General features: G+C 62.0%; 18 protein-coding genes. 9 read left to right on the plus strand and 9 right to left on the minus strand.

The genetic code is table 11. From position 1 onward, the window contains the following. Positions 1–11: 11 nt before the first annotated feature. From prmA to gcbA, 7 genes are all read right to left on the minus strand, one after another. Positions 12–890 (minus strand): 50S ribosomal protein L11 methyltransferase, encoded by an 879-nt coding sequence (gene prmA / locus KJY40_RS04165; RefSeq protein WP_115076401.1) that lies wholly within the window; start codon positions 888–890, stop codon positions 12–14. A 166-nt stretch (positions 891–1,056) separates the two neighbouring features. Continuing rightward, positions 1,057–2,415, minus strand: coding sequence for an acetyl-CoA carboxylase biotin carboxylase subunit (gene accC, locus KJY40_RS04170; protein ID WP_011332264.1), 1,359 nt, complete (start codon positions 2,413–2,415; stop codon positions 1,057–1,059). Positions 2,416–2,432: 17 nt separating this feature from the next. Further along, positions 2,433–2,900, minus strand: a complete 468-nt coding sequence (accB, locus tag KJY40_RS04175) for an acetyl-CoA carboxylase biotin carboxyl carrier protein (protein ID WP_007951023.1) — start codon at positions 2,898–2,900, stop codon at positions 2,433–2,435. A 24-nt stretch (positions 2,901–2,924) separates the two neighbouring features. Further along, on the minus strand, positions 2,925–3,380 hold the full coding sequence (gene aroQ / locus KJY40_RS04180) for a type II 3-dehydroquinate dehydratase (RefSeq protein WP_007951022.1): 456 nt from the start codon (positions 3,378–3,380) through the stop codon (positions 2,925–2,927). 132 nt (positions 3,381–3,512) lie between these two features. Beyond that, on the minus strand, positions 3,513–5,270 hold the full coding sequence (locus KJY40_RS04185) for a protein-disulfide reductase DsbD (RefSeq protein WP_230735153.1): 1,758 nt from the start codon (positions 5,268–5,270) through the stop codon (positions 3,513–3,515). A gap of 58 nt (positions 5,271–5,328) precedes the next feature. Continuing rightward, positions 5,329–7,275, minus strand: a complete 1,947-nt coding sequence (locus KJY40_RS04190) for a methyl-accepting chemotaxis protein (protein WP_230735155.1) — start codon at positions 7,273–7,275, stop codon at positions 5,329–5,331. A gap of 50 nt (positions 7,276–7,325) precedes the next feature. Next, positions 7,326–8,996: a diguanylate cyclase GcbA gene (gene gcbA / locus KJY40_RS04195; protein ID WP_085609200.1), complete on the minus strand. Its 1,671-nt coding sequence runs from the start codon at positions 8,994–8,996 to the stop codon at positions 7,326–7,328. Between the two features lie 325 nt (positions 8,997–9,321). Between gcbA and KJY40_RS04200 the strand changes: the two genes are divergently transcribed. The 9 genes from KJY40_RS04200 (at position 9,322) to KJY40_RS04245 (ending at position 18,977) form a co-directional block, all read left to right on the plus strand. Then, positions 9,322–10,470: a DUF2515 family protein gene (locus tag KJY40_RS04200; RefSeq protein ID WP_230735156.1), complete on the plus strand. Its 1,149-nt coding sequence runs from the start codon at positions 9,322–9,324 to the stop codon at positions 10,468–10,470. A 700-nt stretch (positions 10,471–11,170) separates the two neighbouring features. Next, positions 11,171–11,677 carry an Hcp family type VI secretion system effector gene (locus KJY40_RS04210; protein WP_230735160.1) on the plus strand — a complete coding sequence of 169 codons (507 nt, stop codon included), beginning with the start codon at positions 11,171–11,173 and terminating at the stop codon, positions 11,675–11,677. Then, positions 11,674–12,150: a hypothetical protein gene (locus KJY40_RS04215; protein WP_230735162.1), complete on the plus strand. Its 477-nt coding sequence runs from the start codon at positions 11,674–11,676 to the stop codon at positions 12,148–12,150. The genes KJY40_RS04210 and KJY40_RS04215 overlap by 4 nt, the downstream gene beginning before the upstream one ends. 136 nt (positions 12,151–12,286) lie before the next feature. Beyond that, on the plus strand, positions 12,287–13,354 hold the full coding sequence (locus KJY40_RS04220) for a DUF2333 family protein (RefSeq protein ID WP_085684934.1): 1,068 nt from the start codon (positions 12,287–12,289) through the stop codon (positions 13,352–13,354). 3 nt (positions 13,355–13,357) lie between these two features. Next, complete coding sequence (locus tag KJY40_RS04225) at positions 13,358–13,915, plus strand: NUDIX hydrolase (protein ID WP_230735164.1); 558 nt, start codon at positions 13,358–13,360, stop codon at positions 13,913–13,915. A 186-nt stretch (positions 13,916–14,101) separates the two neighbouring features. Next, positions 14,102–14,473, plus strand: coding sequence for a translation initiation factor Sui1 (locus tag KJY40_RS04230; RefSeq protein ID WP_007951016.1), 372 nt, complete (start codon positions 14,102–14,104; stop codon positions 14,471–14,473). Between the two features lie 218 nt (positions 14,474–14,691). Beyond that, a complete protein-coding gene (speA, locus tag KJY40_RS04235; RefSeq protein WP_011332271.1) occupies positions 14,692–16,605 on the plus strand; it encodes an arginine decarboxylase in 1,914 nt (637 codons plus the stop codon). A gap of 231 nt (positions 16,606–16,836) precedes the next feature. Beyond that, on the plus strand, positions 16,837–18,186 hold the full coding sequence (locus tag KJY40_RS04240; protein WP_230735166.1) for a type VI secretion system Vgr family protein: 1,350 nt from the start codon (positions 16,837–16,839) through the stop codon (positions 18,184–18,186). Next, positions 18,183–18,977, plus strand: coding sequence for a DUF4123 domain-containing protein (locus KJY40_RS04245; RefSeq protein ID WP_230735167.1), 795 nt, complete (start codon positions 18,183–18,185; stop codon positions 18,975–18,977). Before KJY40_RS04240 ends, KJY40_RS04245 begins: the two co-directional genes overlap by 4 nt. A gap of 9 nt (positions 18,978–18,986) precedes the next feature. Here the strand turns inward: KJY40_RS04245 and KJY40_RS04250 are convergent, their stop codons facing one another. Together KJY40_RS04250 and KJY40_RS04255 are read right to left on the minus strand one after the other, a co-directional pair. Next, on the minus strand, positions 18,987–20,336 hold the full coding sequence (locus KJY40_RS04250) for an MATE family efflux transporter (protein WP_230735169.1): 1,350 nt from the start codon (positions 20,334–20,336) through the stop codon (positions 18,987–18,989). 37 nt (positions 20,337–20,373) lie between these two features. Then, complete coding sequence (locus tag KJY40_RS04255) at positions 20,374–20,667, minus strand: hypothetical protein (protein ID WP_007951010.1); 294 nt, start codon at positions 20,665–20,667, stop codon at positions 20,374–20,376. Positions 20,668–20,795 lie beyond the last annotated feature (128 nt).

Below are 20,795 nucleotides of genomic sequence, written 5' to 3' on the forward strand. Positions count from 1 at the left end.
AGGCGGTCATTCTAGCGCCGACGGCCGGTGATGCGCACCCAGCCATCACGATTGGCGATCGGGTCGAGATCGAAGTCTTGCGCGTAGGCGGCAGCGACTTCGTCGCCTTGTTCGGCGAGGATCCCGGACAGTGCCAGACGCCCGCCGGACTTGACCAGACCGGACAGTTGCGGCGCCAGGGAAACCAGCGGACCGGCCAGAATGTTGGCCACCAGCACGTCGGCTTTGACCTGCGGCAGGTCTTGCGGCAGGTACAGCGGGAACAGTTCGTCAGCGATGTTGTTGCGCCCGGCGTTGTCGCGGGAGGCTTCGAGTGCCTGCACGTCGATGTCGGTGCCGACGGCTTCTTTCGCGCCGAGCAGCAGGGCGGCAATCGCCAGAATCCCCGAACCGCAGCCGAAGTCAAGCACGTTGCAGTCTTTCAGGTCCTGGCCGTCCAGCCATTCCAGGCACAGGGCGGTGGTCGGGTGAGTGCCGGTGCCGAACGCCAGGCCCGGGTCCAGCAGCAGATTGACTGCGTCCGGCTCCGGTGCGGCGTGCCAGCTCGGCACGATCCACAGGCGCTGGCCAAAACGCATCGGCTGGAAACCATCCATCCAGCTGCGTTCCCAGTCCTGGTCTTCGATCACTTCGCTGTGGTGCTCGGGCAGCGGGCTGCCGGTCAGCAGTTCCAGATGGGCCAGTACCGGGGCGGCTTCGGTGCCGCCCTCGAACAGGGCCAGCAGGTGGGTGTGCGCCCACAGCGGGGTGGTATTGAGTTCCGGTTCGAAGATCGGCTGATCTTCGGCGTCCATGAAGGTCACCGAAACGGCGCCCACTTCAAGGAAAGCGTCTTCGTAGGTTTCGGCTTGTTCTGGGCTGATGGCGAGACGGACTTGCAGCCAAGGCATGGCGGGCACCTGTGAAAAAGATTGATTGCAGCCTAGCGGCCTGCGAGAAGCGCGCAAGTTTACGCGAGCGCGACGGTTTTGTGGGAGCGGGGAATGTGTGAGCAGATGAAACCTTCGGAAACAACAAAGCCGCCCGAAGGCGGCCTTGTCTGGTGCGGGCTGAAGCTTAGTGCTTCTCGCCAGCCAGCTTGTGCTCGAGGTAGTGAATGTTCACGCCCCCTTTGCAGAAGCCTTCGTCGCGGGTCAGATCACGGTGCAGCGGGATGTTGGTCTTGATCCCGTCGACCACGATTTCGTCCAGGGCATTGCGCATGCGGGCCATGGCTTCGTCGCGGGTCGCGCCGTAAGTGATCAGCTTGCCGATCAGCGAGTCGTAGTTCGGCGGAACGGCATAACCGCTGTACAGGTGCGAATCGACGCGAACGCCGTTGCCGCCTGGCGCGTGGAAATGCTTGACCGTGCCCGGGCTCGGCATGAAGGTTTTCGGGTCTTCGGCGTTGATCCGGCATTCCAGCGAGTGACCGCGGATGACCACATCATCCTGGGTATACGACAGCTTGTTGCCAGCGGCGATGCTGAGCATCTCCTTGACGATGTCGATACCGGTGACCATTTCCGAAACCGGGTGCTCCACCTGAACACGGGTGTTCATTTCGATGAAGTAGAAACGACCGTTCTCGTACAGGAACTCGAAGGTGCCGGCGCCACGGTAGCCGATGTCGATGCACGCCTTGACGCAGCGAGCCAGGACTTCCTTGCGCGCGTTCTCGTCGATGCCCGGTGCCGGCGCTTCTTCGAGAACCTTCTGGTGACGGCGTTGCAGCGAGCAATCGCGGTCGCCCAGATGGATGGCGTTGCCCTGGCCGTCGGACAGAACCTGCACTTCGACGTGACGCGGGTTGGTCAGGAATTTTTCCAGATAGACCATCGGGTTGCCGAACGCCGCGCCAGCTTCGGAGCGGGTCAGTTTCGCCGAGGCGATCAGGTCTTCTTCCTTGTGCACCACACGCATGCCGCGACCACCACCGCCGCCGGCGGCCTTGATGATCACCGGATAGCCGACTTCACGACCGATGCGCAGTGCCGTTTCCTCGTCTTCCGGCAGCGGGCCGTCGGAACCTGGAACGGTTGGCACGCCCGCTTCGATCATCGCGTGCTTGGCCGATACCTTGTCGCCCATCAGGCGAATGGTTTCGGCTTTCGGGCCGATGAAGGCGAAGCCGGAGTTCTCGACCTGCTCGGCGAAATCGGCGTTTTCCGCGAGGAAGCCGTAGCCTGGGTGAATGGCGGTAGCGCCAGTCACTTCAGCGGCCGCAATGATTGCCGGGATGTGCAGGTAGGAGTGCGCGGCAGAAGCCGGACCGATGCAGACGGATTCGTCTGCCAGGCCCAGGTGCATCAGCTCTTTGTCGGCCTTGGAGTAAACGGCGACGGTCTTGATGCCCATCTCTTTGCAGGCACGCAGAATCCGCAGGGCGATCTCACCGCGGTTAGCGATCAGAACTTTTTCCAACTTCGCAGTCATCAAAGGCTCTCCGCAGTTCAAACGATGGTGAACAGCGGTTGGTCGTACTCAACCGGCTGGCCGTCTTCGACGAGGATGGACTCGATCACACCGCTGGTTTCAGCTTCGATGTGGTTCATCATCTTCATGGCTTCGACGATGCACAGGGTGTCGCCTTTCTTCACGGTCTGGCCGACTTCAACGAAGGACGGCGAGGTTGGCGAAGATTTGCGATAGAAGGTGCCGACCATCGGCGAACGGGCAACGGTGCCGTTCAGCGCTGGAGCAGCAGCGGCAGCCGGAGCTGCTGCAGCAGCAACCGGAGCGGCAGCGGCGGCAGGTGCAGCGGCCGGAGCCTGCATCGGAGCCGGAGCGTAGTACTGCTGCGCCGGGGTCTTGCTGTGACGGCTGATGCGTACGGACTCTTCGCCTTCCTTGATCTCGAGCTCGTCGATGCCGGACTCTTCCAGCAATTCGATCAGTTTCTTAACTTTACGGATATCCATGAATCATCAACTCCCAAGGGTCGGTCAGGGGCGTATAGCTTGTTGTTCAAGCTGCTCTAGTGCAGCCTCCAGGGCCAGTCGATAACCGCTGGCGCCAAGGCCGCAGATCACTCCTACCGCTACGTCGGAGAAGTAAGAGTGATGGCGGAAAGGTTCGCGTTTGTGCACGTTGGACAAATGCACTTCGATGAATGGGATGCTCACTCCCAGCAGCGCGTCACGTAATGCGACACTTGTGTGTGTAAATGCTGCCGGGTTGATCAGAATGAAGTCCACGCCCTCGCCGCGTGCGGCGTGGATGCGGTCGATCAATTCGTACTCGGCGTTGCTTTGCAGATACAGCAGATGATGGCCGGCTTCACGGGCGCGGCGTTCCAGATCCTGATTGATCTGCGCCAGGGTGGTCGACCCGTAGGTCCCGGGTTCCCGGGTGCCGAGCAGGTTCAGGTTGGGGCCGTGCAGCACCAGTAGCGTTGCCATCTGCGTGTTCCTTGTTATGGGTGAGCCTTCGTCAGAACCCGGCGACTATGCCGCAAAGACTTTGTGACTGTCCAGTTCTCTGCAATAGCCAGCACGATGTCCGATGTTTGCGCAAAATATGTGACTGACTGATTAAATCCGGTCATTCGCTTTGGCGACACGTTCGGCGAAGTCGCCGGCGTTGATCTCGCCGATCACCCGCACATCGCGACGTTCCACCCCGTCCTTGCCGAAGAACATCAGCGCCGGTGGGCCGAACAGGCTGTAGCGGTCGAGCAGGGTGCGCTGTTCGGCGTTGCTGGCGGTGATGTCGAAGCGGATCAGCCGATAGCCCTTGAGCCGATCCACGACCGTGGCGTCATTGAGTACTTCGTGTTCGATGACTTTGCAGCTGATGCACCAGTCGGCGTACCAGTCGAGCAGCAGCGGGGCGCCGGCGGTTTTCGCTTCGAGCAGCACACGGTCCAGTTCCGCCGGGGTGCTGACGGTCTGCCACGAACTGCTGTTTTGCGCGGTCGAACCGCCGTCGGCAAGGCGTGTCGGGGCTATCGGATTCAACGGATCGGTCTGCCCGCTGAACGCGCCGTACCAGCAGGCCAGCGCATAAAACAGCAGGAACATGCCGAGCAACTGGCCGAGGCGTTTGCGCGGCGGTTTGTAGACGAATTCCAGAGCGCCGAGGAACAGCCCGACGCCACCGGCCAGCAGGCCGATCAACAGCAACGTGATCTGCCCCGGTAATACCCGGCTGAGCAGACCGATTGCCAGCCCGAGCAGCAACACGCCGATGCCGTTCTTCACGTACATCATCCACGGCCCGCTTTTCGGCAGCCACGCTGCGCCGCCGGTGGCCACCAGCAACAGCGGCGCGCCCATGCCCAGGCCGAGCATGAACAGCTTCAGGCCGCCGCCCAACGCATCGCCACTGGCGCTTATATAAAGCAGTGCGCCGGCCAGCGGTGCGGAAACGCACGGCGATACCAGCAGACTCGACACCACACCCAGCACCGCCGCGCCCCACAGCGAGCCGCCTTCGGTGCGCCCGGCAATCCGGTCGAGGCGGCTGCTGATGAAGTGCGGCAGTTTCAGCTCGAATACGCCGAACATCGCCAGCGCGAACACCGCAAAAAACATCGCGAACGGCACCAGCACCCACGCCGATTGCAGACGCGCCTGCAAATTCAGTTGCGCGCCGAACAGTCCCATCAAGGCCCCGAGCAGCGCAAAGCACGCAGCCATCGGCAGCACATAAGCCAGCGACAGATTGAAGCCGCGCAAACCGCCCACCTGCCCGCGCAACACCACGCCGGACAGGATCGGCAGCATCGGCAATACACAAGGCGTGAAGGTCAGCCCCAGACCCGCCAGGAAGAACAGCGCCAGATCACGCCAGTCCCAACCCGTCACCGGAGCGGACGCGTCACTTGCCGCTGCGTTGCCCTCGATGCTCAGGCGTTCGGTTTCCGGTGGATAGCACAAACCCTTGTCGGCACAGCCCTGATAGGTGACAGCCAGCGTGAACGCCCGGGAATCATTGCGCGGCAGCTCCACGTCGAGAATGCCGTGGTAGACCTCGACGTCGCCGAAATACTCGTCGTGTTTCTGTTCGCCTTGGGGCAGTTGTGCGGCGCCAAGTTTCACCTCGGCAGGCTCGGCACGAAACTGGAAGCGATGGCGGTAGAGGTAATAGCCTTCGGTGGCGACGAAGCGCAGTTTGACCGATTGCGGCGTGCTCTCGACCAGGCTCAGTTGAAAGGCTTCGCGCACCGGCAGGAAATCCGCGCTGTTGTTGACCGAGCCCAGCGTGGCGCTGGGTTTGCTGTCGAACAGACCGGCGGCGCCGGCCGGCAGGGCGAAGACGAAAAACAGCAGGCAGAGCAGACGGCGCATGACAATCTCGCGAATCAAAGGTGCGGGAATGATAGCGGACTTGGCCCTGCGCTGTGTGTCACACGCGGAACGCCTGCACGGCGGTGTGCAACTGACCACCGAGCAACAGCAGGTTCTCGCCTTGCTCGCGGCCCTGACCGATGCGTAGCAGATTGTCCCCGCCCAATTGGTGAATCCGCTCGCTGTGATCGCGGATCTCGCTGACCGCGCCGCTCTGTTGTGCGGTGATGTCGGCGATGCGGATCGCGGTGTCGGAGATGGTCTGGATCGCGCCGACAATCTTGTCCAGCGCACCGTCCGCCGATTGCGCCTGATTGGCCGTGGCCTCGGCGTGTTCGACCTGCGCGCGCATGCCCTCGACCGATTGCCGGGCGGCGGTTTGCAGGCCGGCGATCAGGGTCTGGATTTCCGCGGTGGCGCCGGCGGTGCGTTGTGCCAGCGAGCGCACTTCCTCAGCCACCACGGCAAAACCACGGCCCATTTCGCCGGCGCGGGCGGCTTCGATCGCCGCGTTGAGCGCCAGCAGGTTGGTCTGGTCGGCAATCGAGCGAATCACCGTCAGCACGCCGCCGATGGTTGCCGATTCTTCGGCCAGGTGTTCGATCATCTGCGCGTTGCCTTGCACTTCGCCGACCAGCGCGTGCAGGCCGGTGAGGCTCTGGCCGATCACTTGTTGCCCGTGTTCGACGGCCAGCCCGGCATGACGACTGGCGTCGGCGGCCTGACGCGCATCGCCCGCCACTTGCTGGATGGTCGCTTCCAGTTCGCCGAGGGAATCACGGATCAGCGCGGTATCGCCGGCCTGATGTTCGGCACCGCTGTGCAAGTCATTGCTCAGCTCTGCGAGGGTGCGACTGCTGCCAGCCACTTGCTCGGCATTGCCGCGAATGGTTCCGACCAAATCCACCAGATAGGCACGCAGGCGGTTGAGCGAGGCTTCGATGTCGTGCAGTTCGCGGTTGGTCTTGCCCAGATGAATGTCGCGGCTGAAGTCGCCTTCGGCCCATGTCGACAGCGCCGGCGCGAGGTTGGTCAAGGTGCGGGCCAGGCGCCGCTGCAGGGTGTCGATCAGCAGCGCGATCAACAGAATCAGGCCGATCATCACGCCTTGCATCAGCCGCACTTCGCCCTGGATCTGCCCGTGTTGTGCGCGCACCACCGGTTCGAGACCGGCGATGGCTTGCTGCACGGCGGCGATTTTCTGGTGGGTCGCGGTGCTCAGGTCGGTGCGTTTCTGGATCTGATCGCGGGTGCGCGCCAGCTCCGCCGGGTAACGGCCGAGCAGGCTGTTGAGTTCACGTTTGAGGCCGACGCCGGCGTCCTCGGCGACGGTTTTTTCCGTGCTTTCGATGCCCATCATCGCGGCGAAATCGTCGCTGCCGGACTCACTGCTGGCGACCACGCCGAGCAAGGGCAGGGCGTCGATCGCTTGGGCCTGGGCGCGGATGTTGCTGACTTCGCGCTCGACATCGGCGGCCAGTTCACTGCGTCCGCTGCTGACCAGTTTGTCGCGGGCCAACGACAGTTTGCCCAGATGTTGAGAGGCGACCAGCAGGGGCGTGAGATAGGTCGCGTTGCCGCCGGCGTAGGTGCTGAGTTGATCGAGGCTGGCGCTCAATTCCCGCTCGGCCTGCAACAGCAGGGCCTGTGGATCGCCGGCCAGTTTGCCGGCGGCCAGCAGGTCGGTCTTGCTGAATTCATCGAGGCCGGTGAGGCTCGGGCGCAAGGTGTCGGCCAGCGCCGGCGGCAGCTCGCCAAGTTCTTTCTGCAACTGATCGATGGCCTGACTGGCGCTGCTCAGACGCAGGGCGTCGCCGCTGGCGAGGTAATCCTCGACGTTGCGTGCCACATCATTCTGAAATTTCTGCGACAACCCCAGGTAACGCTCCATCAACAGATACGGGCGTTCCAGGGCTTTCTGCGACCACCACAGCGTGGCGCCGAGGGCCACGCAAACGGCGACCAGCAACAGAGTATTGAGATTGGTGAGCAACTTCAGGCGCATGACGGCTACCAACGGCAGAATGGTAAGCGCCTGAATTTATTGCGGTTCTGTTACAGGGTTATGACCGATTGGGTCGAATCCGATGAAAAAGTGGCACTTTGCTTTGAGTCGCGCGCGGTCTGCACCCGATTGCGTCCTTCGCCCTTGGCACGGTACAGCGCCTCGTCAGCCTGGCTGGCCATCATCAGGCTGTCGGAGTCGTCGTGCATCTCCACCACGCCGGCGCTGAAGGTGCACCACAGATCCTGCGGTTGGGCCGGATAGTGAATCTCGGCAAAGCGCTGGCGGATTTCGTCGAGCACTTTGTGCGCTGCTTCTATATCGGTGTCGGGCATGACGATGGCGAACTCCTCGCCGCCGTAACGACCGATGAAATCGGTCTTGCGCAGACGCTGCTTGAGGAACAGCGCCAGGCTCTTGATGACCCGGTCGCCCATAGGGTGACCGTGACTGTCGTTGACCCGTTTGAAGTGGTCGATGTCGAGCATGGCAAAGCTCAGCGGCTTGTTCTCGCGGCGGGCGCGGAACGAGCAGTCTTCGAGCAATTGCAGAATGTGCGTGTGGTTGTACAGGCCGGTGAGGCTGTCGCGGACCATCCGTGCTTTCAGGTTGCGCGCGCGGGCGGCGCGGTTGCGCACAGTGGTGATCAGGTGGCGCGGCTTGATCGGCTTGGTCAGGAAGTCGTCGCCACCTTCGCTCATGGCGTCGAGCTGTTTGTCCAGATCGTCTTCGGCCGACAGGTAAATGATCGGCACGCTGACGTAGCGGTCGTTGTGGCGGATGACCTTGGCCAGCTCGGTGCCGGTACAGGCCGGCATGTACATGTCGAGGATGATCAGGTCCGGCTGGAAGTCCGCCAGCTCGGCCATCGCCTGAATCGGTTCGATCAGGGTGCGGGTGACGATCCCGGCGCTGTTGAGCAGGCGTTCGGTGTGCAGGGCCTGGGCGCGGGAGTCGTCGATGATCAGCACTTTATAGGGTTCGTACTGGGCGACGCAGGTCAGGACTTCGATCTTCTCCAGCAGGCTCGAGGCTTCGAGGGTGCCGGTGAGGAATTCCTGGCCACCGGCGCGCACCGCCGCAAGGCGGGTCGGAGTGTCGGTTTCGTGCAGGCTGAAGAACAGCAGCGGCAGCGGTTCTTCGAGACCTTGCTGGGCTTCGGCGGCGAGTTTCAGGCCGACGCCGGCGCCGCTGAAATCCACGTCCATGACAATCGCGGCCGGCAGGCGCTCGACCATCGAGGAGCGAAACGCCGACACGCTGTCCAGCGCCTGGGCGCTCAGGCCGAAAAACTCCAGCTGCTTGGCCAGCCGCTCGGCACGGTCGTGATCCTGCAGCATCACGTAGATCGGTTTGCGCAGGGGCGGCAGGAAGGTCTGATCGAGCTGATCGCCATGGCGCAGGCCGGTGCGCGACAAGCGCTGCATCAAACGGTTGAGATCGGTGATCAGGCCGCTGCTCAGGCGTCCGCGATTGGCGTCCACCGCTTCCAGCGACTGGCTGATGTGGCGGGCCAGCTGCGTGTGTTCGGGCTGTTCGAAGCGCTCGGCAAAACGCAGCAGGCGCAGATTGGCCTCGCTCAGTTCGGCGAGATCGGCAGTGGACCACTCACTGCGTTGCAGGCGCTGCCATATCTCAAGAATCTGACGTGCCTGATGAATTACCCGCTGGGCAAAGTGGTGCTTGAGGCGCTCACGGCTGGGGTCTTCTGGCTCGGTCATATCCTGACTACTAGTTAGGCTGCATGCTGAGATCGACTGGTGGCTCTATGCTAGCACCTCTTTTCCCTTACATGAGTGTCGTACGTCAATAATCTGCTGTGCGTCACCATTCAGTTTCTGACTGACTGGTTTCATTTCGGACTTGTTCGTCGGTCAAGTGCCCATGGGCAGGGCGCTTCAGGATGTTTTCCCACGCTTTTGAGGAAGTTTCTTCGCATCGCAAAGTCTTCGCCTGTCAGGGGTTTCTGATTTTTCCCCAAGCCGGACTCGAGAGGTTTTTTGGCTGATAGGGTCAGGGAAACCCCTATGAGACATTTGCCCGAACATGACCCGGTGTTTCAACGAACTTCCCAGCGATGCCCAGCGCCTGAATCACAACATCACGCCCGTTGCCGACTGTGAATGCAATGAAGAGATGTTGTATGGCGAACGGATGAGGGTGACAGAAGTGCCGGTGTTGACGTGCCAGTGTCTTTGGCGCGCCTGTCAGCGCGAGGCCGAGAACATCGTCGCCCCTGATGGTGTCCTGATCGCCGATCCTGTGCAGCGTAATCGCGCGATCAACGCGGCGTATGCCCGACTGTGGCTGCATGACGCGCGGTTCCAGTGGGCAGGGCTGGCGGCGTTCGCGTCCAAGCAGGTGGGCTGTGGGTTGCTGCATGCGGCGGACAGTATCGAGCTGATTCGTCAGGAGCATGAGGCAAGGCAGCGGGTGCGGGACGGGCGCCGTGAGTCCGGATTGCTGACGCCCGACAAAATGCCCGGACAGGCCGAGACCTGGGCCGAGTATCAAGAGGCGAGGGCGCGCAATCCTGTTCCCTCGCTGGATTTCCGCCCTCCGGGTGAAGAGTTGTCATTGGTGCAGCAACAGTTCCGGCACGTGTACGACATGATGGCGATGGGCAATACCACGCTGTTTCTGGATGTTTATCCGCTGCATCGGTTTTATGCGGTGCGTGGGTGGGAGGAGTTGAAGAAGTGTCTGAAAACACGGAGAACGATCTATGGGCACGCAAGGTTTCCGGTGCTTTGGCCCATAGGGGGGAAAGCGCTTCCTTTCGGTGAGGCGTTTCAAGAAATCTTGAATGGATTCGAGGCGATAGATGCGGGGAATATTGCCGAAAGTGTGAATCAGCTGGCTTGGCACGAACAACGAAACATTCTCCAGCCGAGCATCTACGAAAATCGCCATTTGGTGACGTTGTTGCGTGGCAATCATTTTTCCTACGTGACCGGCCTCCCTTCCGGTGTGGCGCAGGCCATCGAGTTGACCCTCGCCAGTCAATGTCAGCGAGTCGATGACGACCGCACCATCGATTTTGGCCGCAACCCGCTGGCGGACTTGTCCGATATCGATCAGCGAATGGAGTTTGTCCTGCGGGCGGCAGCCCGTTTTCACCAGATGCTCAATGACAGCAACAGGGACGCACTCGCGCAATCCATCCGAGAAATCGCTGCCAGGGCGGACGCTTGATGCGCTTGCGATCCTGTCTGTCCAGATGGCGTTGTTGGGCATGGCTGATGCTTTGTGGTGTTCTGGCAGTGGCCGCCGCACGTCAGTTGACACGGCCTTTGTGGGGCGACGCCGTGATCGCCATGTCCATAGGCGGAACCTATGAGTACATGCGTGACCATTCGACTGCCCCCCTCGCTATATGGGGCCATATTGGCAGTCCCGTCTGGGGTGGCGCTTCCAGGACAGATGCGCGCCTGCGATTTGTCGATCCGCAGTACGGATTCGAAACTCCGCCGGCGCGGTTCTTTACGTTCACGTTCGAGGGCCACCTGGTCGGTGATATCCGCATGTCTCCTCAGGTCGAGCCCCTGTTGATCGATGATGCCTTGAAGGTCGTTCTCGATCTGCAAGCCCAATGGTGCGCAAACGGTTGGAGGCCAGTCGGGACGCGAAGTGATCCGACGATGGCGGACACACCAGAGTGGCGAGCCTATCTCAGAGACAGTGTGGTCGCCGGACGTTCATTTTGGCAGGCCGGCGACAAGTATCAGGCGATGTTGATCCTTGGACGGTTCCGAGACTCTCGGCATCCCGACCAAGAGCGATACCTCATTACTCTCGAGCTCGCCGAGCCCTGGATACCCTTTGACGAAATTGAAGATCTCTACGAAGAACCCCACCCCTTTCCCCCGCCCCAACCCAAACAAGGAGCAATACCATGCCAACCCCCGCTTTCATGACAATCTACGGCAGCCGTCAGGGCTTGATCAGCGCCGGCGCCTTCACCGAACCGTCGGTGGGCAACAGCTACCAGAGCGGGCGTGAAGACAAGATCATGGTTCAGGCCTTCAGTCATGGCATTCTCCTGCCCAAGGGATCGGGTGCCGGGCGGCGGATACACAAACCTCTGGTCATTACCAAAGTCATCGACAAGTCGTCGCCGCTGATCCAGATGGCAATGTGTTCGGGTGAGCTGCTGAGCAAGTGTTGTGTGGAGATGTATCGCACATCGGCCCATGGCATTCAGGAGCATTTCTATACGATTGAACTGGAGGACGCGCAGATCGTCAGCACCGAGGTCTTTATGCCGGATTGTCAGGACCCGGGCGTTTCTCACCTGACGCAACGGGAAAAGGTCCAGTTCAGCTACCGACGCATCTACTGGCGGCACGAGATCAGCCGGACGATGGGCTCCGATGAGTGGCAGAGCGAGGGGCAGGCGTGAGACTGGTTCATCGTTCGCAGGTTACCCGGCTCGAGCACCGGCAGGTTTATGCGGTGGATCAGGCTCTGGAGCGGGTGTGCAAAGTGTTGCTTGACCGGCAACCGCTCGAAGGTCTGGATCAGTTGCGGGCCGGCCTTGCGATCGATCTGGACAGCGAGGTGCTGGAGCGGGTCGAACAGGGGGAATGGCTGTTGCTCATGGTCGACGCAGAGGTTGGCGACAGGCCGGTCGGCGCGGGAGTCTTCGATCAGGCGGTGCTGGATCTGATGAACAATCCTCCGCCCCAGCCGACCCGAACCCCGCGGATCTTTCGCCTGGTCGACAGCATGACAGGCGAGCCGCTGGCACTGCAGCCGTACATTGCAACGGTTGACGGAGTTCCCACCCAGCGCCGTACCGACACTTTGGGCATTGCACATCTATTTACGGCGGACGATGTCCGGCAGATATCAATGAGGATCTTCAACATCTGAAGCGTGCGTCTATCCTTTCGCCCACCGGCGGTGTCCGGTTGTTTCAATTCGATGCCCAATCGCGGGTGCCGGGTCGAGGCACGTTGTTGTATGGTTGTGGTCGAACCGTTGAACCCAAGATTGAAAGGATATCGCCATGCTGGACTGGAAGAACCGCGCGGGCAGCGCGCCTGAACGTGCCGCCGAGCCCAAGTCGGCCGCCCGCAGCTATGTTGGCGGGCTGTTGTTCAGCCGGGCGCTGGCCACGCTGGTCGCCATTTACCTGTTGGTGACCATCGGCCTGGGCTGGTACTGGAGTCAGGAGCCGGCGCTGTTTCCCGTGGCGCAGAACGCTCAGGTTGCCGCAGAGAAGGAAGGGAAGCAGATGGTGGTCGGCTACACCACCGTCGAAACCCTGAAAACCGTTGCCGGCACGTTGCTCGACAAGCCGGGCGGTTACATTTCCAACGACCGTTTTCCGCCGGGCCTGTGGATGGACAACATGCCGAGCTGGGAATACGGCGTACTGGTGCAGGTGCGCGACCTGACCCGTGCCCTGCGCAAGGATTTCGCCCGCTCGCAGTCGCAATCGGCTGAAGATGCCGATCTGGCCAAGGCCGAGCCGCGCTTCAACTTCGACAACAAGAGCTGGATCCTGCCGTCCAGCGAGTCGGAATATCAGGAAGGCATTAATTCCCTGAGCCGTTATCAGGCGCGCCTGTCCGACCCGACCCAGAAAAACGCGCTGTTCTATGCCCGCGCCGACAACCTGAACAACTGGCTGGGCGATGTCGGCACCCGCCTCGGTTCGCTGTCGCAACGCCTGTCGGCCAGTGTCGGCCGGGTCAAGCTCAACACCGCGCTGAAAACCGAAGTGCCGGCGGTGGGTGAAGTGCCGCAGGTCGACGAGGAAGTCGTCGAGACGCCGTGGATGCAGATCGACAACGTGTTCTACGAAGCCCGTGGTCAGGCCTGGGCACTGTCGCACCTGCTGCGCGCGATTGAGGTCGATTTCGCCGACGTGCTGGCGAAGAAGAACGCGACCGTCAGCGTGCGTCAGATCATTCGCGAGCTGGAGGCGTCTCAGGAACCGGTCTGGAGTCCGATGATCCTCAATGGCAGCGGCTTTGGTGTGCTGGCCAACCACTCGCTGGTCATGGCCAACTATATTTCCCGGGCCAACGCCGCCGTGATCGATTTGCGTCAACTGCTCAATCAGGGCTGAGTCATGGACGAGAACGCCAAAGAGGCGGCCCACCGCGCCGCCTCGGATGCCGAACAGATCGCCTGGGTCGATGAGCAGGACAACCTGCTCGGTGCCCTGGTGCGTTCCGACCTGCGCGAGCGCGGGCTGATCGGCCGTGGCACCTACATCATGCTGTTCAACTCTGCCGGTGAACTCTGCGTGCATCGGCGCACCCTGAGCAAAGCCATCTATCCCGGTTACTGGGACGTGGCGGCGGGCGGCATGGTGCAGGCGAACGAGACCTACGCCGAGTCGGCGGCCCGTGAGCTGGAAGAAGAACTGGGCGTGAGCGGCGTCGAGCTGACAGCCCACGACCATTTCTACTTCGAAGACACCGGCAATCGCCTGTGGTGTTCGGCGTTTTCGGCGGTGTGGGACGGGCCGTTGATTCTGCAGCCTGAAGAAGTGCTCGAAGCGCGCTTCATTCCGGTCGAACAGGTCATGCTGGAAATCCAGCAAAAGCCTTATTGCCCGGACTCTCTGGCCGCGCTGAAACGCTATCTGAAGGCTCAGCAAAGCGACGTCGCAAAGAACACATAAATTGGCGCCGATTGGCACTTAGCAATCGGCGTTTTTGCCGTTACACTGCGCGACCTTTTCAAGCTGTGCCGGCCCGCTTTCAGGAGCTCATGGCACAGTAGCGCTGCCCCTGCCTGAGTGGGGCTTCGCGGTCGATAGCCTTGCCCAAGGCTGCGATCAGTCTTTGTCCTCCCGAGAGGATTGCCGGTGGCCAAAAAAGCCGCATCCTTCGCCGCCCTGGGCGGCCTGGTATTTTCCACCGACGCAGGTCGTCATTGCCCGGAATGCAGCAAGCCGGTGGACGCCTGTATCTGCAAGCAAACCGTGATCCCGGCCGGCGACGGCATTGCCCGCGTGCGCCGCGAGAGCAAGGGCCGTGGCGGCAAGACGGTGACCACCATCACCGGCGTGCCCTTGGCCGAAGACGCACTCAAGGAGCTGGCGACAACGTTGAAGAAACGTTGCGGCACCGGCGGTGCGTTGAAAGACGGGATCATCGAGATTCAGGGCGACCATGTCGAGCTGCTTCTGGCCGAGTTGGTCAAGCACGGTTTCAAGGCGAAGAAGTCCGGCGGCTAGCAGCCTCTGTGAAACCCACCGGCGGCTTGATTCAGCTCCAGAGTTCCTGGGCCTGACGTCGTTTCCATGGTTTTCACAGAGCCTGTTCATGACCGGTTTCTAAACTCAACGCTGTCAGCGCGGTCTACCGCCCCGCTGACGAACCGTCATTTTCATTCTTTAGACTGCGCCGGCCTGAGATCAGGCGACGCACTATGACTTCTTTATAGGGGACTTCGATGTCCGTACGACGCACACGCAAAGACGATGGCAGCCAATGGACAGTTGCGGACAGCCGCAGTGTTTACGGGATTCGCCATTGGGGGGCCGGGTATTTCGCGATCAATGACGCCGGTCGCGTCGAAGTTCGTCCGAACGGCCCGAGCAGCTCGCCTATCGATCTGTTCGAACAAGTCGACCAGTTGCGCAAGAGTGGCTTGTCCCTGCCGCTGCTGGTGCGGTTCCCCGACATCCTGCAAGACCGCGTCCGTCAGCTGACCGGCGCTTTCGATGCGAACATCGAGCGTCTGGAATACCAGAGCAAATACACCGCGCTGTACCCGATCAAGGTCAACCAGCAGGAAGCGGTGATCGAGAACATCATCGCCACCCAGAACGTTTCCATCGGCCTGGAAGCCGGCTCCAAGCCTGAGCTGCTGGCGGTACTGGCACTGGCGCCGAAGGGCGGCACCATCGTCTGCAACGGTTACAAGGACCGCGAGTTCATCCGTCTGGCGCTGATGGGCCAGAAACTCGGCCACAACGTGTTCATCGTGATCGAGAAAGAATCCGAAGTCGGTCTGGTGATTGAAGAAGCCGCCTCGCTGAAGGTCAAGCCGCAGGTCGGCCTGCGCGTGCGTCTGTCGTCCCTGGCATCGTCGAAGTGGGCGGACACCGGTGGCGAGAAATCCAAGTTCGGTCTGTCGGCGGCGCAACTGCTGTCGGTGGTCGAGCGCTTCCGCGCGGCGGGTCTGGATCAGGGCATTCGTCTGCTGCACTTCCACATGGGTTCGCAGATCGCCAACCTCGCTGACTATCAGCACGGCTTCAAGGAAGCGATCCGTTACTACGGCGAGCTGCGCAACCTCGGTCTGCCGGTCGATCACATCGACGTCGGCGGCGGTCTGGGCGTCGACTACGACGGTACCCACTCGCGCAACGCCAGCTCGATCAACTACGACATGGACGACTACGCCGGTGTCGTGGTCGGCATGCTCAAGGAATTCTGCGACGCGCAGGCCCTGCCGCATCCGCACATCTTCTCCGAAAGTGGCCGCTCGCTGACCGCGCACCACGCCATGCTGGTGGTGCAGGTGACCGACGTCGAGAAGCACAACGACGACGTGCCGCAGATCGAGAACAAGGAAGCGCTGCCGGAAACCGTGCAGTGGCTGGTTGACCTGCTCGGCCCGACCGACATCGAAATGGTCACCGAAACCTACTGGCGCGCCACCCACTACATGAGCGACGTGGCCGCCCAGTATGCCGACGGCAAGCTGACCCTGGCCGAAAAAGCCCTGGCTGAGCAGTGCTACTTCGCCGTGTGCCGTCGCCTTCACAACTCGCTGAAGGCCCGTCAGCGTTCGCACCGTCAGGTGCTGGACGAACTCAACGACAAGCTGGCCGACAAGTACATCTGCAACTTCTCGGTATTCCAGAGCCTGCCGGACACCTGGGCAATCGATCAGGTGCTGCCGATCATCCCGCTGCACCGTCTCGACGAAGAGCCGCTGCGTCGTGCCGTTCTGCAAGACCTGACCTGCGACTCCGACGGCAAGATCAATCAGTACGTCGATGAGCAGAGCATCGAGACCAGCCTGCCGGTGCACGCACTGAACGAAGGTGAAGACTACCTGCTGGGCGTGTTCCTGGTCGGCGCCTATCAGGAAATCCTCGGCGACATGCACAACCTGTTCGGTGACACCGACTCGGTGAACATCTACCAGAACGCCGACGGCAGCGTGTACCACGCCGGTATTGAAACCCACGACACCATCGAAGACATGCTGCGTTACGTGCACCTGTCGCCGGAAGAGCTGATGACCCACTACCGCGACAAGTGCGCCAGTGCCCGCATCAGCGCCAGCGAGCGCACCCAGTTCCTCGATGCGTTGCGCCTGGGTCTGACCCGCTCCTCCTACCTGTCTTCCTGAGGCCAGGTTCCGCTTTCATCTGGTTGTCTGAAATTGTTCCGCTCACCGCGGACGTTTCAGACAACAGGTGAGACGCTTCTTTTTCTCTTCGCGAAACGGCTTGTTTCCAGGCGAGCAAAGTGACGTCGTCTGCTTTTCGCGTAGGTCATTTCCGAATTTGTAGTTCGGCCCTCTACTCGGCCATGGGTCTCGGCGAGAATCCCCGCCCGCCCCCCTGTAGAGAATCCCCCCATGTTCGATCCAGCCGACGAGCCGTCGTTTCGTCTCGATGTAGCGGGCCTGTCCGACTCGCTTGAAGTCCTGGCATTCACGGGTTGCGAAGCCATCAGCGAGCCTTTTGCGTTTGAGATCGACGTGCTGGTCGATGATCCCCACCAGGACCTTGCCGGCCTGATGTATCGTTCGGCGCGCCTGTTTTTCGGCCCTTCCGGCAATGGTGTGCACGGGCAGTTGCACAGTCTGGTCCAGCATGAACACGGGCACGGTGCCCGGTTGTGCCGGGCGCGGCTGGGGCCGCGGTTGAGTTGTCTGGGCCTGCGCTACAGTCAGCGCATCTTCAGCGACCGCTCGGTGCCGCAGATTCTTGATCAGGTACTCAGGGAACATGGCATCAGCGGCACCGGGCGCCGATTCGACCTGCAACACGCATATCCACCCCGGACATTCTGCACCCAGTACGGCGAATCGGATCTGCAACTGGTGCAGCGGTTGTGCGGGCAGGCACGCATTCACTATCACTTCGAACATGGGGTCAGGGGGCATTGCCTGGTGTTCGGGGATGATCCGGCTCGACTGCCACGTGCCGGGAACCTGCGATTCGATGGCGAGGATGGGGAGCCGTTCCCGACAATGAACCACTGGCAAGTGGGCGAATACGCCCGCATGCACGCAGAAGGCTCGCAGCGGACACGCACGGCGCAGGGGCACTCCGGTTCGCCAACCCTGCGCAGTGGTCACTGGGTGACGATTTCCGGCCAGCCCCTGGCAGATGCGAATGCGCACTGGCTGGTGAGCCGAATCGAGCATCGGGCCGATCAGTCCCTCGAGCCGCCGTACAGCAACCGGATTTTTGCCGCTGAGCAGTTGCCGATGCCCCGATCATCCGGGGAATACCGCGGGGCGCGCATGTGCAGCCCGCAACGTGCCTGGGTGGTCTCGGTCGATGAGGCGCAACCGGATGCCGTGCGGCCGGTGGCCGTTCAGTTCGACTGGCTCTACCAGGGGGAAGGGGCCCGCCCAAGCCACTGCTGGCTGCCGCTGGCTCCGGCATTGGCCGATACGCCGATGGCATCATTGAAGGACGGGGTGGAGGTGGTGGTGAGCTTTCTGGAAGGTGACCCTGAGCAGCCCGTTATCAGCGGCGTCTTGCAGGTTCCGGCACTCACCGAAGCCATCGAGGATGATGCACCGTCACCACTGCCCGAGCGTCTGGCGAGCGCGGGCCTGCCTCAATGGCTGAAAGCGTCCGAGCCGTTATTGTTGTTGTGCCTGATACCGGGCGGCGGCAGTTATCGCCATTGCGCGGCGTCACTGTGCAGCTGTCGATTGGTCGCCGGGCTCAAAACGAGCGACGGAAGATGAGCGTCGCGGCCCCCGGACAGCACGCTCAATGGTTGTTGCTGGACATCGCACAGGCGCCGCAGGCCGTGCAGACGTTACGCCGGGGATTTGCCGGTGTGCACAGCCTGAGGCTGTTTGACGGTACGGAGTTTCAGCCGGTCAGTGAACAAGGCCCTTGGCTGATCGATCTGCGTGACACTCCGGCGCTGTCAGCGCTCTGCCATGCCGATCCGCTGACCTGGCAAGGGTTGCTGCTGGGCAGCGAGGCCTCGGCACAGGTATTGCGCGAACACTTGCAGCGGATGCTGACCGTGTCCGTCGGCCTGAATCACCGGGCGCTGCTCAATTTCTACAATCGGCAGACTGCCAGTTACTTTTTCGATGCCTGCGACGCCCGACAATTGAGCTGCTGGCTCGGGCCGATCGGATGGCTGCGCTGGTTCGGCGGGACCTGGGCCGATCTGGCCGGCGGCAGCCAGGGCTGGCAGCAACTGCGCAATCCGGGGCTGGCCGTGGAGCCGCTGCGGATCGAGCAAAGTCTGACCCGCCGACAGCGCGAACGCCTGTACCGTTGCCTGCTGGATCAGCATGTCTGGCGCTGGAGTCAGGCGACAGGGAACGACTATCGGTTGATGTCTTCCTTTCAGGAGCAAGGCCTGGAACTGGGATTCAGCGAGCAGACGCTGCTGGACGATTGGTTGTGGCTGCGTTTGCAGCATCCGCGTGCCGAACTGACACCGCTGCCGCAAGGATTGTCCCCACGGGAGCGGCTCGAGCTGATGCGGCGGCGCTGGCTGAATGATCCGACGTGAGGTGCCGCTTCAGTGAGCGGCACCGTTGAACCAGCCATCGGTGCGCCGCAGCCACCACGCCAGTCCTCCGAGCGTCAGGCTGCGCAGTACCATGAACAGCAGGAATGAAATCCACAGACCGTGATTGCCCAGACCTTGCAGCGCCCAGGCGACCGGCAGCAGCAGGATCACGGTCGCCAGCATGCCGTTGCGCATTTCCCGGGCGCGGGTGGCACCGATGAACAGACCGTCGAGCAAGTAGCTCCAGACCGCGATCAATGGCAGGACGGCCAGGTAGGGCAGGTAGATGAACGCGGTGTCGCGCACGCTCTGGATGTCGGTCTGCATTTCGATGAACAAGTGGCCGGCCAACAGAAACAGTGCCGCAAAGCCCAGGCTCGCCAGCAACGACCAACCGCCGGCAACCACCAGCGAACGGCGCAGGGCCAGACGATCACGGGCGCCGATGGCGTGGCCGCACAAGGCTTCGACGGCATGGGCCAGACCGTCCAGCGCGTGGGCGGTCAGCAGCAGGCCGTTGAGCAACAGCGCGTTGGCCGCGACCGTGGCATCGCCCAGTCGAGCGCCCTGTACGGTGATCAGGAAAAACACCGATTGCAGGGCCAGGCTGCGAATGAAAATGTCGCGGTTGACCGCCAACAGCGGGCGCCAGCTCTGCCAGACTTTCAGGGCCGCCCAGGCGATGTGTCCGGGATAGGCGCGCAGTGCCTTGCGAGTCATCCACAGGCCGAGCAGGGCGCCGCTCCATTCGGCGATCACCGATGCCCGGGCCGAACCGACCACGCCCCAGTCCAGGCCGATCACGAACCACAGGTTGAGCACGATGTTGATCAGGTTGGTGCTCAGCAGAATCGCCAGCGGCGCCCGGGCGTTCTGGGTGCCGAGGAACCAGCCGACCAGCGCATAACTGGCCAGCGCCGCCGGCAGCCCGAACAGCCGGGTGTGAAAGAAGTCGCGAGTCAGTTGATCCAGTTCCGCCGACGGTTGCATGAGGTGCAGCGCTATCCCGCTCAGCGGTACGCCCAGGGTTCCGAGCAGCAGCGCCAGCCCCATCGCCAGCAACAGGCCCTGGAGCAGAATCTGCCGCAAGGCCGCACCGTCGCTGCGCCCGGCGGCCTGCGCAGCGAACCCGGTGGTGCCCATGCGCAGAAATCCCATGGCCCAGGCCAGAAAGGTGTAAAGGCTGGCGCCCACCGCCACCGCGCCCAGCTGATGGGCGTGGGGCAGGTGACCGATGACGGTGCTGTCGACCAGCGCCACCAGCGGCACGGAAATGTTGGAGAGGATCATGGGGGCGGCGAGGGCCCAGACCCGGCGATGGGTCGGGCGGTCGCGCCAGTCGGTGATCAGGTTGGACATGCGGGCTCCTTGGGGAGCGGCATTGTAGCGGGAGGTGTCAGTGAATGATCCAGCTCAGCAGCCACAGTCCCAGCAGCAACCAGATGATCCCGGCAATGATCGAGGCATTCATGAACGCGCGGATTGCCGACCACAACAGCATCAGGCCGACGATCAGCGCGATGATGCTGATGATCGACGTGTCCATGCCCAGCGCTTTCGACAGCCCGTCGACGAAGTTGCCGCCAGCGTTGCCCAGCAGATTGAACAGGCCACTGAGGCCGTCGACGATGAAGCGGATGATCGAGCCGAGCGCCTGGCCCAGCCATTCGAAAAAGCTTTCTACCTGCATGTCTGTTTCCTGATGAAAGAGCTGAGCCTTGGGCCGCAGCGGGTGCGGTCGAGTTCCCTGCAAGCATAGAGGGTTTTAACGGGCGACTGGCCCTTGCCTTCGCTCGGCATCCCCCCGAAGCTATACGC

This window comes from Pseudomonas fitomaticsae, from assembly GCF_021018765.1.
Taxonomy (GTDB): Bacteria; Pseudomonadota; Gammaproteobacteria; order Pseudomonadales; family Pseudomonadaceae; genus Aquipseudomonas; species Aquipseudomonas fitomaticsae.

Bases quoted from the DNA above. Each gene is read 5' to 3' on its own strand.
- prmA (WP_115076401.1), bottom strand. From the start codon at position 890: ATGCCTTGGCTGCAAGTCCGTCTCGCCATCAGCCCAGAACAAGCCGAA.
- KJY40_RS04200 (WP_230735156.1), top strand. From the start codon at position 9,322: ATGACCCGGTGTTTCAACGAACTTCCCAGCGATGCCCAGCGCCTGAAT.
- KJY40_RS04255 (WP_007951010.1), bottom strand. From the start codon at position 20,667: ATGCAGGTAGAAAGCTTTTTCGAATGGCTGGGCCAGGCGCTCGGCTCG.
- accB (WP_007951023.1), bottom strand. From the start codon at position 2,900: ATGGATATCCGTAAAGTTAAGAAACTGATCGAATTGCTGGAAGAGTCC.
- KJY40_RS04185 (WP_230735153.1), bottom strand. From the start codon at position 5,270: ATGCGCCGTCTGCTCTGCCTGCTGTTTTTCGTCTTCGCCCTGCCGGCC.
- KJY40_RS04225 (WP_230735164.1), top strand. From the start codon at position 13,358: ATGGACGAGAACGCCAAAGAGGCGGCCCACCGCGCCGCCTCGGATGCC.
- KJY40_RS04220 (WP_085684934.1), top strand. From the start codon at position 12,287: ATGCTGGACTGGAAGAACCGCGCGGGCAGCGCGCCTGAACGTGCCGCC.
- gcbA (WP_085609200.1), bottom strand. From the start codon at position 8,996: ATGACCGAGCCAGAAGACCCCAGCCGTGAGCGCCTCAAGCACCACTTT.
- KJY40_RS04190 (WP_230735155.1), bottom strand. From the start codon at position 7,275: ATGCGCCTGAAGTTGCTCACCAATCTCAATACTCTGTTGCTGGTCGCC.
- KJY40_RS04210 (WP_230735160.1), top strand. From the start codon at position 11,171: ATGCCAACCCCCGCTTTCATGACAATCTACGGCAGCCGTCAGGGCTTG.
- aroQ (WP_007951022.1), bottom strand. From the start codon at position 3,380: ATGGCAACGCTACTGGTGCTGCACGGCCCCAACCTGAACCTGCTCGGC.
- KJY40_RS04250 (WP_230735169.1), bottom strand. From the start codon at position 20,336: ATGTCCAACCTGATCACCGACTGGCGCGACCGCCCGACCCATCGCCGG.
- accC (WP_011332264.1), bottom strand. From the start codon at position 2,415: ATGACTGCGAAGTTGGAAAAAGTTCTGATCGCTAACCGCGGTGAGATC.
- speA (WP_011332271.1), top strand. From the start codon at position 14,692: ATGTCCGTACGACGCACACGCAAAGACGATGGCAGCCAATGGACAGTT.
- KJY40_RS04245 (WP_230735167.1), top strand. From the start codon at position 18,183: ATGAGCGTCGCGGCCCCCGGACAGCACGCTCAATGGTTGTTGCTGGAC.
- KJY40_RS04240 (WP_230735166.1), top strand. From the start codon at position 16,837: ATGTTCGATCCAGCCGACGAGCCGTCGTTTCGTCTCGATGTAGCGGGC.